Source organism: Anaerobiospirillum sp. NML120448, assembly GCF_023050945.1.
Lineage (GTDB): Bacteria > Pseudomonadota > Gammaproteobacteria > Enterobacterales > Succinivibrionaceae > Anaerobiospirillum.
The window spans coordinates 1-14,865 of the sequence record NZ_JALKIM010000018.1 but is presented as its reverse complement, the minus strand read 5'-3'; the positions used below and the strand labels follow the sequence as shown (position 1 = coordinate 14,865).

Sequence of the window (14,865 nt, the reverse complement as noted above, 5' to 3'; positions counted from 1 at the left end):
CTATTGCTATTTATTAAAAGAAAAAAGCTAAGGGCATTAAAGCGCTCTTAGCTTTTTTTCATATTTAGTAAACTTTTGCTAGCTGTGCACGACTAAACAGCAATAGGAGCCTTGATGACTGGATATGGGTCGTAATCGACTAGCTCAAAATCCTCAAACTTATAGTCAAAAATACTATCTGGCTTACGCTTGATTAACATTTTTGGTAAAGCACGTGGAGTACGACTTAATTGCTCTTTAGCTTGCTCTAAGTGGTTGAGATATAAATGGGTATCACCACCAGTCCAAACAAACTCACCTGGCTTTAAATTACACTGTTGAGCCATCATCATGGTTAATAAGGCGTAAGAGGCAATATTAAAAGGCACACCTAAGAAGAAATCACAGCTGCGTTGATAAAGCATGCAGCTTAAAGCGCCATTAGCTACATAAAATTGGAATAATAAATGGCAAGGAGGTAAAGCCATATTATCCACATCAGCTACATTCCAGGCATTAACAATTAAACGACGGCTGTTAGGATTGTTTTTAATTTGCTCAACCACATTAGAAATTTGGTCAATGACACGGCCATCAGCGCACTCCCAGCGTCGCCATTGCTTGCCATATACAGGGCCTAACTCTCCATGCTCATCAGCCCACTCATCCCAAATGGTAACCTTATTATCATTTAAGAACTTAATGTTGGTATCACCGTTAAGGAACCATAAGAGCTCATAAATAATAGATCTTAAGTGAACCTTCTTAGTAGTTAACAAAGGAAAGTGCTCACTAATATCAAAACGCATTTGTGTGCCAAATATAGAGCGAGTGCCAGTACCTGTGCGATCCTCACGTACTACACCCTCTTCCATAATTCTCTTCATTAAGTCGAGATAAACCTGCATGATAGCCACTCTCCATTAGAAGCATACTAAAGCTATGCTTGTATCAAACAACAGACATAGGAAAGATGTTTTGAAAGTGACTAAGCATCTTTCCTATGTCTGAAACAAAAGACATGAAATTATAAAACCTACCAAGGCACTATGCCTAGTGAAAGTTTCCGAAAGTTCGTTTGCTGTCTAAATCAACATCATTAAAGATAACGTCTGCTCCAAGGCAGGTATAGTTGTTAACGAACTATGGGAAACTTACCTTGCTATCAATAAAAAGCCCCTAAGACCAAAGACAGTTTAGGGGCTTGTTAACTAAAAAATTAAGTTCAAATTATTATTGGTTAATGCTTGGATCTTGCTTAGCATTAGGATCATGCTGAGCATTTTCTTGCTTATAAAGAGCAATAATTTTTCCTAACCCCTGAGAAATAGCATACACCTCATATAAAGAACGTATTTCATTGACTGAGCTCAAGGTTAAAGCCTTTTTACCCAACTCTTGTAATTGCTCATAGCTGACACGGCGCAAAATATACTTGATGCGTGAAATATATGAGTAATTCATAGACAATGAAGTATAGCCTAAGGATAAAAGCAACAATGCAGATAAAGGATCGCCTGCACTTTCACCGCAAACAGTAATGAACTTGCCATGCTCATTAGCTTTGTTCACTAAATCCTTTAAGCAGCGTACCACTGATGGGTGGAAGCAATCATAAAAGCGTTGTACTTTTGGATTAGAGCGATCAACAGCTAATAGGTATTGCATTAAGTCATTGCTACCAATTGAGAAGAAGTCCACCTCTTTTGCAAGTTCATCCATGAGGTAAATGCAAGATGGCACCTCAATCATGACACCAAAACGAGGTAAGGTTACCTCCTCGCCAGTCTTGGAGCGTAACTCATTGGCAACCTCAATAATAGCCTGCTTAACAAAGAGCACTTCCTCAAGGCGTGACACCATTGGGATCATAATCTCTAAGTTGCCATACTTTTGATGCGCCTTAAGCATGGCTCGCAATTGAGTGTAGAGGATATTAGGCATATCCATAGTTACACGCACACCACGCCAACCTAAGGCAGGATTATTCTCCTTATTAGGCAGATAAGATAGGCCTTTATCTGAGCCAATATCTAAAGTACGCATGCATACAGCTTTAGGGCTAAACTGTTCTAGCATACGAGCATACCAGTCATACTGCTGCTGCTCACTAGGGAAAGTCTTACACAGCATAAAGGCAATTTCAGTTCTAAATAAACCAATATTGTCACTACACTGCACAATATCATCAGACTTTTGATTTAAGCCAGCATTTAAACCAATGGTGATATGGCGACCATCTAAGCACTCAACTGAGTTATTGATCTCACGATCAAATAAGCTATGCTGTTCACGGCTTTGATTAACTAATTGCTTAAACTCGTCTACTACACTCTCAGGAGGATCTAAAATTACCTCACAATTGCGACCGTCTACGATAATGGTATGACCATCAATATCATTGATATTAAGGTTAACACCCAAGACTGATGGAATACCAAAATCACGAGTCAAGATAGAAGCATGGGCACTGGCAACTTTGGAGGTAGCTACGAAACCTACAATCTTATCTTTAGGCAAATCTGCTACTAATGATGCAGGGATACTTTCCATAATCAAAATGACAGGCTCGCTAATATCAAATTCACGATTGCAAGCATGTACTAAACGTGAAATTAATACCTGACCAAAGTCCTGAATATCAATTACCTTATCATCTTGACCTGAAATTTGGGCTTCTTTAAGGCGGCGCTCGATAACAAATTTAACAGCTGAGGTAGCCATATACTTGCCATCTTCGATAGAAGAAACTACCTCATCTTGGAAAGTTGAGTCATCAAGTAAACGACCATAGCTTGAAATATAGCCAAAAGCAGCCGATCTCTTTTCACCCTCTTGCATCTTTAAGGTGGCACGATCCATTTCGATTTGCAATTGGAACATGACTTGGTTAAAGAGCTCAACCTGCATCATAGGGTCGTCACATTGCTGGATCTTTACTTCCTCTAAGGATACTTCTGGTTGCCATACTAAAGCTGGAGCAATAGCTACTTCACCTGTGGAGCTAATACCCTTAAGACGCTGTAGGACATCATCTTCAACGCTATTTTCTTGCTTAGAGCGGGCAATAATAGAGCCAATTTGAGCAGCTAAAGTCACCATAAAGGATTCTTCTTGCTCTCCAAATAATTGCTTGTACTTACTTTGTACGACTAATACGCCAAGCTTAGCGCCTTGATTTAAAATCGGCACGCCCAAGAAAGATAAATACTCATCCTCACCCACATCAGGTAAGTACTTAAAGTTAGGATGAGAGGTAGCATCAGCTAAGTTTAGGATCTCACTGCTAGTGCCTACTACACCTACTAAGCCTTCATCATAACGCAAGGTAGCTTTGCCTACCGCCTGTTGGGAGAGGCCATCAGTGGCCATGAGGCGATATCTTTTACGAAATTCATCGAGCAAATACAGAGAACAGCAATCTGCTTGTGTAGTTTGACGGATATGCTGAACAAGCAGGTTCATGGCTTTTTTTAAGTCATGTTCCTTAGAAACTTCTTGAGTAATCAGGCGCAAAGCTTGTAAAAAAATTTGTCCGTCCATAGCATCACTCCGCAAAACAATTAGTTAAAACTAGCTAAATCCTTGCGGAAGCCTCCTTGTTAAAATTCGATTAGATAAGTTTTGCCCCACTAATAAACTTATACGGGCGCTACCTGAAAACTTTGGTAACCAAAGTCTAGTCAAAAGTAGCTTTTGTATCAAACAAACTTCAAAACTCAATCTAACCTTAAAAACTTATGTAAATCTTTTAGCTTATTGCACGTGCTCTATACCACACACAGTATAGCAAAATACCACTAAAGCTTAGAACAATACTTTAGTTTGTGATGTCTTAACTAAAATAAACCTAAATCAAGTTCACAACTATCTAAACGAAGGACAGTAGGAGCAAACTCAACTAAAGTCTTACGATAAACTTCCTGCTTGAAAGCTACTACATGTCTTAAGGGGTACCAATAGCTAACCCAACTACAGCGATCAAACTCAGGATGCTTACCATTGTTAAATTTTAATGCTCTTTCTAAACAATCGTCATCAGTTAGCCCAAGCAAGAACCATTTTTGTTTCTGTCCTTGGTAGTTACGATCTCTATAATCATCAAGCATACGTTTGGGTACACGGTATCTTAGATAGCGGCGTGAAGTTTGCGCTATATAGACATCATTCTGGCTTAGTCCTAGCTCTTCATATAGCTCTCGATACATAGCCTCTTCCTCAGTCTCGTTATCATTAACTCCTCCTTGAGGAAACTGCCATGTATTTTGTCTAGCACGCCTGGCCCATAGTACCTGACCTTTGCTATTAAAGATCACCATACCTACATTAGGTCGGTAGCCATCTTCATCTAATTCGCTAAACCTCATAGTGATCTTAAATACCAAAACATCATCAAACCATTACCTTAATAGCAAGTTTTTCACTTTAAATCCAAGACATGAAAAAGAGCATTCCTCTTTGAGCTATATATGAGCTACATAGCTTAGAAGAGATGCTCCTCCATGATTATTGTTTGCTTAAAGAATATAAATCTTGCTCAAGTATTAATTATCACATATCGAGGCTAACAATTAATTATGCTAGCTCTCAAAATCAAACATCAATCATGCTAAAACGTTGTTAAGAGCATTGGCTAACCACTAAGCGCTAAGCGCTAATCAGATCTTAGCTTATGTTTGTTTAGAAAAAAGCCAAGAGCAAATGTTAAGTTTTTTATGTGCTTAAATTAAGTTAGTTTATTTAATGGTAAAAGTAGCAAAGTTTGGATAGCCACTAGGCACAAGTGCAAAATTTTTTGGTAAATTAGCCTTGTTAGATGGATAAGGGATGTTTGTTATGAGTAATACAGTAGATTGGACTAACAATGAGCTTAATAGCCCACTATTCTTTGCTCCGCCTAAAGATCTAACTACTCTGCTTGAGAGACTTGATTTAATAGTTGGACGTTCGCTACAAGAGTTAGCAACCCTAGCTAAGGTTCATATTCCTGAAAACAACCTAAGTGGCAAAGGCTTTTGTGGCCAATTATTAGAAATATTTTTAGGAGCCAACGCTCATAATCTTAGTCAGCCTGATTTTCTTAATTTGCAAATTGAGCTCAAAACTTTACCTGTAAATTCAGATCTCAGCCCTCAAGAAAGTACCTTTATTTGTAGTGCCGATATTAATCCTGAACGCTATATACCTTTTGAGCATTCAGCCTTGTACCACAAAATTAAAAATATTCTTTTTGTCTTATTGTTAGCCCCTAAGGGACTACCTATTAAAGATCGCAGAATTATTGGTTACTTTTTTTACCAACCAGATCAAAATGAGCTTAATCAAATAGCCACTGACTACAATGAGTTTTGTGAGCTTATTTTCTCCTCTAATGCCCGTAGCATTAATGGCTCATTAGGTAACATTATTCAAATGCGTCCTAAGGCAGCTCATAGCAACGTCTTTACCCCAATTAGAGATAGCCAAGGTCAAACTACCTATGCAGGCCCCAAGGGCTACTACCTCCGAGCCAGCTACACCAAAAAGCTCATAGCCCACGCCCTCACCTCTTAACCCCCTATAAGCCTCCTGACTATCCGCCAGGCAGCCTGCCAGCAAGCTAGCCAGCTATCCAGCTAGCAAGCTTGCAAGACTAACTACATACCTGCTTTGCCTACATACCTTCTTGCCTGCTTGCCTATCACAAGGCCACAGGCCAAAATAACCATAAAGCGGCCCATAGACTTGACCTTAACAGGCATAAACCTGCCATGTACTGGCTTAGACTTAAACCAAGGTCTAATCATCTAGTAAGAGCCAACAACCATATGTTTGATGGGAACGTGATCAAGGGTAGCTTGGATGGTTAGAGCAGTTAATGGGAGGTAAAAATACAGGCAGTTAGGTTGCAACCATTAAAGTAGGATATACCTAGCAATGTAGCCAATATCTCAAAAATTTTTGATAAATATCGGCTTTTAGGCTTTGTGTTCTTTGCATTTATGTCCTATAATCTCTTGTAAGGATATTCTTTGAATGTGTATTTTTATTTTATCTATTCAATTTGTATATCCATTCAAGCAATTACTTCTTGCTTACTAAAACAACTTGTAGGTACTTAAGTTCGGTCTTACAAACAAGCCAAGGCGTAGTAACTTAGGCCCCTCACAAAGGGCTTACCTATTTTTAGCATTTACACATATGTGAGGACGTTTTATGAGCATCTCAAAAAGAATCACTAAAGATGGCAAGAAAGTTACTATTACTTTCTACATTAAGAAAGAAGCTGCTCAAGGTGCTAAGAAGATTTTCTTAATCTGCGAACACAATGGCTGGGAACCAGTAGTAATGAAGCCATTAAAAAATGGTACCTACTGTGGCTCTATTTCAGTGCCAACAAGCATTCAGCCAAGCTATCAGTATCGCTTTAAATACATCATGGAAGATGGTCAAGAGCGTTTTGAAAACGACTGGGATGCAGAAAGCTATGCACCTAATCCTTATGGTGAAGAAAACTCAGTTTTTCACACTAACTAATTACCAGCCCAAACAATTCATGTTTGGGCTTTTTTTATATTTTTTGTCAAAATTTGAGATCCATATCACTGCAAAACTAGTCAATATTCAACCTCAATTTTAAAAAAATTTAAAAAAGAGTTGACATGTGATCTAGCGCTCCCTATAATAGGGCTCATTCAATCGCGGGGTGGAGCAGCTCGGTAGCTCGTCGGGCTCATAACCCGAAGGTCGTAGGTTCAAATCCTGCCCCCGCAACCAGTATTAAACTGGTCTTTCTGCTCCAATAACAAGAAACTAGCAGCCTCTGCTGCTTTTTTTCATTTATGAGTTTTATAACTCTTTTGTCGCGGGGTGGAGCAGCTCGGTAGCTCGTCGGGCTCATAACCCGAAGGTCGTAGGTTCAAATCCTGCCCCCGCAACCAGTACTAAACTGGTTTTCTGCTCCAAAGACAATACGATTAGCAGCCTCAGGCTGCTTTTTTCGTTTTTGGGCCCTCTAAAATTTCCCTTCTTACTCATATTTTCAGCGCTCAGCGCTATGCCAGCATCAGCCATCCCATCTTCCACACAAAAGAAAAAACCATAGAACCGTAATTCTATGACTTTTTTGAGCTTATTGGGCTTATGGAACAGGCTTATCTAATACCCGTGCTTTGCAATTAGAGCATCGACTTTGGTATAGGCACGCCTAGACACTTGAGTATAAGAGCATGCTCCTCTGCAATAGGCTTACATACAATACCATTAGCATACTCATCAACAGTGATGACATTAAGAGCCTCAAACACAGCTTGGTATGAGGAGCTGTTATCTGTAGGTACATTAAGGATGCTAGAGCCTACATTAACATTAGCCCTATCGATATCATGCCTGATGGCAGCTTTGAAAATAGCAACTACATACTGCAAGAAGATATGAGAGCGCAGATTAATGCCCTGTTTAGCTTTGCTGCTACCAACTACAAGCTCATTAGTACTATGCATTAAGGTATCAACTGCTTGCAAAGACTTATATCTTTCAAGAACCTTAGCACTGGTAAGATTAAAGTCGTTAGTAGCTAACACCCAAAATCCCTTATATTTAGTGTTTTCTTCTACCTTAATAGATGAAAACTCAGGAGCAGGATTAGTTTTGCTCTCAACATACTTTGATAAATCGTAGTTTGAGTACTTTTTGAGTAATTCCTCATCTTTTGGGGTAAGTTTTTTACCATTCTCAACTGCATCGCTAAGCTCGCATAGAGTGTCTTTCAACTTCTTTACAGCCGAAAAATGAATTTCACTATCAAAGAAAACATGGTACCTAATTTCTGCTGTTGCCTTCTTGCAATCCCTCTTATCCTGTACAGATGACTCATCATACCTGTATGCTCTTGTGAAAGATTCGCAAGTTGTAGTAGCGCTCTTAAGCTCAGAGAAAGAGCTATTACCATAAATATTCTGTGAAATTGCCTGCTCAATAACCTCCTGAACAACAGTTCCGTCACCTAGCTTGCAGTTAAAGATAAAAGTTTCGCCACTGCGTAAAAGACTTGCAATATTATCATCAGAATAATATTCCTTGTCAGCCACAATGCAGACCTTATCAGGACTTATATCATAAGGGGCAAACTTGTTTTTAACATCAACTAAGGGTAATGGCTTATTGGAATTACTGCTAATGGCGCTTGTGCCAGTGCCAGAGCCAGCGCCAGCGCTGGTGCTACCCACTTCATAGCAAATTGGTAGTAGGCTCTTATCAGCATCGCAAATGAACTGAATGTTAAGCTGACTGTGGAGGGCACTATCAATTTCAGTGCTAGTAGCAAAAACCATAAGCCCATTCTTTAGAGCTTTATAGCTATTGCTTTTGAGGTAGTCCTGAACAAAGTTCTGGTGGAACTTTTCTACAAAGGCTTCATCAATTTGATTGATGTACTTTAATAAGGTTGTTTTATTGCCCAAACCCCCATTAGCTAAGACATACTCAGAGCAAAACTTAGGAAGACTATCTAAGGTGTTTTCCCCAGAAATAAGCATGCTGTAGAGTACAGTCTCAATGAAGTTAGCAAACTTAATAGCATTATGAAGCTTTGCATCTGTAGACTCACTAAAGGCCTTAATAAGAGCTGCTCTAACGCCTGTTTTAGAGGACAAGTGATCAAGATAAACAATGGCTCCCGCCTTCTTAGTACCTAAGAACACACCATAAGCATTGCTCTTAACATCTGCGACTGTGACAGCGTTAGCGCCTGCGCTAGCGCTAGCGACAGTAGCTGCGGCAGCGGTAGCTGTGGCTGAGGCTGCTGCGGTAAGCTTTGGGGGCTTGATTATGGTCTTGTGATTGGTGTCGAAGTCTGTTTCAAGCGTTGCGTTTGCGTGAATCTCCTTCTCAGATAGCTTATGGAAAGTGAAGGTGCCATCTGCATTACGAGCCACAATGTAGTTTTTGAGCTCTGGATAATCCTTCAAAAACGCATCATAAAACTTAATGACACCAGTATGCTGACCATCATCAATTTTACCCACAGTTTTGCGATCAACGCTGCGAGTTTGTCCTTTTTTGATGATGTTTCCAGCCTCATCTTTAACTGCTGGTTCCCATACTCCACGGTAGGTGAAAACATAGGTATGCTTGGCACCTTTGTGTAGCTTTAGAGGCGGTAGTACTACTGGTATGGCAGCGTTAGCACCTGCGCTAGCGCTAGTGACGGCAGCTGCTGCGGCAGCGGTAGCTGTGGCAGCTGCAGCAGCGGTAGCTGCGGCAGTGGTTGCGGTAGCTGTGGCTGCTGCTGTAGGCTTTGGGGACTTGTGATTGGTGTTGAGGGCTGATTCAATGGTAGCTTTGGCATTATCCGCTACCTCAGAGCGCTTATTAAAAGTGAAGGTGCCATCTGAATTACGAATCACGATATAGTTTTTGAGCTCTGGATAATCATTCAAAAACGCATCATAAAACTTAATTACACCAGTATGCTGACCATCATCAATTTTGCCCACAGTTTTGCGATCAACGCTGCGAGCTCTGCCCTTCTTGATGATATTTCCAGCCTCATCTTTAACTGCTGGTTCCCAAACTCCACGGTAGGTGAAAACATAGGTATGCTTGGCACCTTTGTGTAGCTTTAGCGGCGGTAGTACTACTGGTGGTTCCTTCATAGTTAACTCTTGATTGATAATGCTAAAAATTAGTATCGCTCAATGCAGATGCTAAAAAAAACAAAAGCCCTATATGGCTACATATAGGGCTCTTGGTAGGCTCAAGACTAGTCTTAGTATGAGCCGCTAAAGGTGCTATCAGCAATAGTGGATAGCACCAAAATTTACGATCTAGATTAGACCTTCTCGCGGATACGAGCAGCCTTACCAGTACGGCTACGTAAGTAGTAAAGCTTAGCACGACGTACGTCACCACGACGGGTAACCTTAACAGAGGCGATCATTGGAGAGTGGGTCTGGAAGACACGCTCTACACCCTCACCAGAGGAGATCTTACGTACGGTGAAAGAAGAGTTTAAGCCACGGTTACGCTTAGCAATAACGTTACCCTCGAAAGCCTGTAAACGAGACTTGTCGCCTTCAACTACACGAACTTCTACACGAACGGTATCACCAGGATTGAACTGTGGAATATCCTGACGGAGTTGCTCTTTCTCAAGCTGGTCAATAATTGGATGGCTAGCCATTTTTTACCTACCCTAAAATAAAATCTTTTTTAGACCTTGAGCTCTTTTTGCTCTAGGTATTCGCGAAGTAGCTCTTGCTCTTCACGATTTAGTAACCTTGACTGCAATAAATCAGGACGCCTCTCGTAAGTGCGGGCTAAAGCCTGCTGCAGTCGCCAACGGCGGATCTTTTCGTGATTGCCACTCATTAATACCTCAGGAACCCCCATCCCATTTACTACCTCAGGACGGGTATATTGAGGAAAGTGCAATAAACCATCGGCAAAAGAATCCTCATAGGCATTACGTATATCCCCTAAAACACCAGGAACCATACGTGATACCGCATCGATGACGCACATTGCAGGGATTTCACCACCCGAGAGCACGTAGTCACCGATCGAAACCTCCAGATCGACTTCTTTCTGAAGGATACGCTCATCTATGCCCTCATAGCGACCAGCTATGAGGATTAACGAACCCCAGTTATGGAATCGTGTGACCAGTGAGTGGCTAAGACGTTCTCCTTGCGGAGACATATAGACGACTTTCGTTCCTGGAGGTGCTTGCAAGCGGGCTGCGCTGATTGCATCCGCAAGCGGTTGAACCTTCATGAGCATACCTGGACCACCGCCATAAGGCTTGTCGTCCACTGTTTGGTATTTGTCATGAGTAAAATCACGAGGGTTCCAAACATTAATGTCAATAAGACCACGTTTGACAGCTCGGGAAGTTACACCTGATTCACTTACCGCTTTAAACATCTCAGGAAAGAGCGAAATTACACCAAACCACATAGCAATTTCCTTAAAAAGATGACACAAATAAACGTAGGTTTAAAACCTATTCATCCTTAAAAGAATGGCTTAGTAATCTTCGCCCCACTCAACCCAAATTGTTTTGACATCGAGATCAACTTTCGTAACAATTGGGCCTTTAACATAAGGAATGAGCCTTTGACGAGGTCCACCCTTAGTTTGGTCAGAGGGAGACACCACCATATAAGGGGCAGCTCCTTGATCCACAACCCTCGATACAATACCGAGGTTAACACCTTCAAGTCCGATGACAGTGCATCCTTCCAGATCCACTAAATAAATTTCATCGTCTTCAAGTGGGGGCAAGCTTGAGCGCTTGATCCCGATATCCATGCCAGTAAGAAGAGCAGCCTCTTCTTTGACATTAACCGCATCTAGCTTAACAATAAAGCCGTCAGCATGCGGCTTCCAAGCTTCGACCTGAACCTCACGCCAATCTTCCCCACGCCGACGAATAAACCAAGGCGAGTAGTCAAAAAGGTTTTCAGGTTGCTCGGTAAAGGACTGAACTTTTAAGTAGCCCTTTAAGCCATAAGTAGAACCTAGTCTACCCATGGAGCGTGGTGCATCATCAGCCATAAGCTGGAAGTAATGCTAATTAAGCTTCAGCAGCTTCAGAAGCAGCAGCCTCAGCGGCGGCAGCCTCAGCAGCAGCCTTACGAGCAGCAACAGCCTTCTCGTACTTAGCGGTCTTGTAAGCGGCAACAGCCTCTGGACCTAACTCGAAATCCTTGATTAAACGAGCTACACGATCGGATGGCTGAGCACCAACGCCCTTCCAGTAGTTAACACGATCGATGTTTAAGTTTAAACGAACTTCTTGGCCACGAGCGATTGGGTTAAAGAAACCAACTTGCTCGATGAAACGACCAGTTGCTGCATAACGAGAATCAGCAACTACTACGTGATAGAAAGGACGCTTCTTAGCGCCAGCGCGACGTAAACGAATGACTACCATTTCGTAATTTACCTATTTAATACGTTCACAGCTGAGAGGTGCATATCTGATTAAAAATCTAGATTGCGCATCAGCCAAGTTATCAATACAGAAAAGCGATTTTACAGCTTTTATACAAAAAATCAAGATCAATAACGCATTTTTTACAATTTGAGTCTAGCAAAAATAATTTGGGTGTGTTATTTTCCAAAGTTCACTACCTCATTAGTATGGCTAAAAAATAAGGGCAGGATGATTAAATCCTGCCCTTATTTTTTTAATTGATTGCTAGAGACTAACGACGGAAGCCACCCATTGGAGGCATACCACCGCCACCGCCACCAAACATGTTACGCATGCCTGCCATGCCACGCATAGCGTTCATCATGCCTCTCATGCCCTTACCGCCCTTCATCTTTTTCATAACCTTTTGCATGGTTTCAAATTGCTTGAGCAGGCGATTGACCTCTTGCACCTCTAAGCCACAACCATTGGCAATACGCTTTTTGCGTGAGCCTTTAATAATTTCAGGGTGAGCACGCTCTTTTGGAGTCATAGAGTAAATGATAGCCTCAACATGGGATAATTGCTTATCACCAAAGGTGCTACCTGCCTGAGCCATTAACTTTTCACCACCAGGTAATTTGGTTAATAACTCAGAAATACCACCCATCTTTTTCATTTCATGGATTTGCTCTAAGAAGTCGTTTAAATCAAAGGTTTCACCCTTCTTGATCTTAGCGGCTAGACGATCTGCTTTTTCCTTATCGGCATTGTTTTGTAAGGTCTCAACTAAAGAGAGCACATCACCCATGCCTAAAATACGGCTAGCAATACGATCTGGATGGAATGGATCTAAAGGAACAACCTTTTCGCCCAAACCAATAAACTTAATTGGCTTACCAGTGATTTGGCGTACAGATAAAGCAGCACCACCACGGGCATCACCGTCAGCCTTAGTTAAAATTACACCAGTTAAAGGCAAGGCATCAGCAAAAGCCTTGGCAGTATTAGCTGCGTCTTGACCAGTCATAGCGTCAACTACGAACATGGTTTCTGTTGGTTCACAGATCTGATGGAGCTCTTGAACCTCTCTCATCATGTCTTCATCAACAGCTAAACGACCAGCAGTATCGATAATAAGAACATCAATAAAGCGACGCTTGGCCTCAGCTAAGGCATCTTTAGCAATTTGCTGTGGAGTGCTAGTTGGATCTGATGGATAGGAATCAACACCAATTTCTTTAGCTAAAGTATGTAATTGGTCAATAGCAGCAGGACGATAAGTATCCACAGAACACATTAAGACGTTCTTCTTTAAACGCTCTTTAATGTATAAAGCTAACTTAGCTGCAGAGGTGGTCTTACCAGCACCTTGTAAGCCTGCGAGCAAAATAACAGCTGGAGGCTGGTGAGCAATATTAAGCTCACTATTGGTTGAACCCATGGTATCAACGAGCTGTTGATGCACAATACTTACAAATTGCTGACCAGGGGTTAATGAGGTATTAACCTCTACACCAAGGGCCTTCTCTTTTACCTTAGAAGTAAAATCTTTTACTACGCTTAAAGCAACATCAGCCTCAAGCAAAGCAGTACGTACTTCACGTAAGGTATCTTTGATGTTGTCTTCAGTAATACGTCCCTGACCTGAGATATTTTTCAGGGTTCTATTAAGTCTGTCGGTTAAACTTTCAAACATAAAGATAACTAAACTCTAACGAGATTAAACACAAAGAATTACCTTGTCTGTGCTATTGATTAGTATGGCTTAACCCATTTACTATTCACAATGGTATTCTCAGTTAACAAGATCAAACAGCCCTACTATTATGTATAAAGCACTAATAAGCAAAGCACAGCTCAATCACGGCTTCAATATTATACACTACTAACTATATAGGCTAAATCTATGATTATTTTCGCTGTTGGTAAAAAATAAACCCCAACACCAGCACTGATGTCGGGGTTTGAACCGAAACTAAATCTTTTTGCGTAAAACTTAGCTAGATATCGTAGAAGCCATCACCCATGGCTCTAGCGACAATATTAGGTGGCATTAACTTTTGCATTTCATTTTGCAAGAAGTTACGCTTAGTTTTCTCATACTCTGTAAAGTACAGAGAATGATAGAGCCAAGAATAAGCCTCCTCATAATATGCAGGGGCACCTAGACCTCGTACCAACATATCAGCCCATTGTAAACGAGCAGTACGAGAGCCTAAAGAAGCAGCTGTACGCATTAAAGTTACAGCCTTTTCTTTATTACGTGGCACTAAATAACCACGCTCATAATAGTCAGATAACTTAATCATTGCTGGAGCATATGCGTGATTAACTGACTTTTGTAGGTAATCTAAACCTAATTCAACATCCTGCTTAACACAAATGCCTGAGATCAACATATCACCCCAAACATATTCAAAAGCAGGCATGCCTACAATACGTGCACGATCTTCAATATCAGGGGTAAACTGACACTTATCACGATCACGAATAACCTGAACGTAGACACCACTGTCTACATAAGTATTGAGCTCATCAACAGTGTATACATTAACTGCTGTATTATCGTCTTTATATTTTTCTAGTGTACTTTCAATAGCTTTACGTGCTACTAAAGCTTGAGCATCGGTGACTTTATCATAGGTAGAAGAAACCGAAGCCATAGCACAGCTAGAAAAGCCAGCCAAAAAGGCTATTGCTAGTGCTAAGCGCTGTCTCATAAATGAGCCCTCTTTAAATAGTTTTAGTTTCGGATTTTCATATTTGTACTAACGGAACGGCTTTGCCAATTCTTTAATTTTTTGCCAAGATGGCAAAAATTTCCCTATTATAAAGAAATATCAACTCATAAGGGGCTATAAATCGCTAAATTTAGCTATTTATTGGTAAATTTTTTTTAATTAATTAATATGTTGATAGCTAATTTAATTTTATAAATAGCTCAATCAGCTTGCTTATTTTTAAGCTCTAAAATGGCTCCCCAC

Annotated in this window: 11 protein-coding genes, 2 tRNA genes and 1 pseudogene; 4 read left to right on the top strand and 10 right to left on the bottom strand. The window is 40.8% G+C overall.

The genetic code is table 11. The features are described from left to right. Positions 1-92: 92 nt before the first annotated feature. From thyA to MXE38_RS04975, 3 genes are all read right to left on the bottom strand, one after another. A complete protein-coding gene (gene thyA / locus MXE38_RS04985; RefSeq protein WP_246912803.1) occupies positions 93-887 on the bottom strand; it encodes a thymidylate synthase in 795 nt (264 codons plus the stop codon). A gap of 325 nt (positions 888-1,212) precedes the next feature. Next, on the bottom strand, positions 1,213-3,522 hold the full coding sequence (gene ptsP / locus MXE38_RS04980; RefSeq protein WP_246912801.1) for a phosphoenolpyruvate--protein phosphotransferase: 2,310 nt from the start codon (positions 3,520-3,522) through the stop codon (positions 1,213-1,215). Between the two features lie 296 nt (positions 3,523-3,818). Beyond that, a complete protein-coding gene (locus MXE38_RS04975) occupies positions 3,819-4,346 on the bottom strand; it encodes an RNA pyrophosphohydrolase (RefSeq protein WP_246912800.1) in 528 nt (175 codons plus the stop codon). 469 nt (positions 4,347-4,815) lie between these two features. On the opposite strand from MXE38_RS04975, the gene MXE38_RS04970 reads away from it, so the two are divergent. From MXE38_RS04970 to MXE38_RS04955, 4 genes are all read left to right on the top strand, one after another. Continuing rightward, positions 4,816-5,532, top strand: coding sequence for a MutH/Sau3AI family endonuclease (locus MXE38_RS04970; RefSeq protein WP_246912799.1), 717 nt, complete (start codon positions 4,816-4,818; stop codon positions 5,530-5,532). Positions 5,533-6,174: 642 nt separating this feature from the next. Further along, positions 6,175-6,495: an isoamylase early set domain-containing protein gene (locus MXE38_RS04965; protein ID WP_246912798.1), complete on the top strand. Its 321-nt coding sequence runs from the start codon at positions 6,175-6,177 to the stop codon at positions 6,493-6,495. A gap of 163 nt (positions 6,496-6,658) precedes the next feature. After that, positions 6,659-6,735: transfer RNA gene (locus MXE38_RS04960), tRNA-Met, on the top strand. A gap of 87 nt (positions 6,736-6,822) precedes the next feature. After that, positions 6,823-6,899: transfer RNA gene (locus MXE38_RS04955), tRNA-Met, on the top strand. Positions 6,900-7,136: 237 nt separating this feature from the next. On the opposite strand, the gene MXE38_RS04950 is transcribed toward MXE38_RS04955, so the two are convergent. The 7 genes and pseudogenes from MXE38_RS04950 to MXE38_RS04920 all read right to left on the bottom strand — a co-directional run bounded on the left by MXE38_RS04950 (position 7,137) and on the right by MXE38_RS04920 (position 14,544). After that, on the bottom strand, positions 7,137-9,614 hold the full coding sequence (locus tag MXE38_RS04950) for a hypothetical protein (RefSeq protein WP_246912796.1): 2,478 nt from the start codon (positions 9,612-9,614) through the stop codon (positions 7,137-7,139). Between the two features lie 176 nt (positions 9,615-9,790). Continuing rightward, positions 9,791-10,141, bottom strand: a complete 351-nt coding sequence (gene rplS / locus MXE38_RS04945) for a 50S ribosomal protein L19 (protein WP_246912794.1) — start codon at positions 10,139-10,141, stop codon at positions 9,791-9,793. Between the two features lie 29 nt (positions 10,142-10,170). Beyond that, the gene (gene trmD / locus MXE38_RS04940; RefSeq protein WP_246912792.1) at positions 10,171-10,917 is read right to left on the bottom strand and encodes a tRNA (guanosine(37)-N1)-methyltransferase TrmD; all 747 of its coding nucleotides are present in this window, start codon (positions 10,915-10,917) and stop codon (positions 10,171-10,173) included. Positions 10,918-10,986: 69 nt separating this feature from the next. Beyond that, the gene (rimM, locus tag MXE38_RS04935) at positions 10,987-11,517 is read right to left on the bottom strand and encodes a ribosome maturation factor RimM (RefSeq protein ID WP_246912783.1); all 531 of its coding nucleotides are present in this window, start codon (positions 11,515-11,517) and stop codon (positions 10,987-10,989) included. A gap of 148 nt (positions 11,518-11,665) precedes the next feature. Then, positions 11,666-11,896: pseudogene (gene rpsP, locus MXE38_RS04930) on the bottom strand (30S ribosomal protein S16); the annotation flags it as partial. Positions 11,897-12,170: 274 nt separating this feature from the next. After that, positions 12,171-13,577 (bottom strand): signal recognition particle protein, encoded by a 1,407-nt coding sequence (gene ffh, locus MXE38_RS04925; RefSeq protein ID WP_246912779.1) that lies wholly within the window; start codon positions 13,575-13,577, stop codon positions 12,171-12,173. 304 nt (positions 13,578-13,881) lie between these two features. Then, positions 13,882-14,544, bottom strand: coding sequence for a flagellar protein MotX (locus MXE38_RS04920; RefSeq protein WP_246912777.1), 663 nt, complete (start codon positions 14,542-14,544; stop codon positions 13,882-13,884). Between the last annotated feature and the right edge of the window lie 321 nt (positions 14,545-14,865).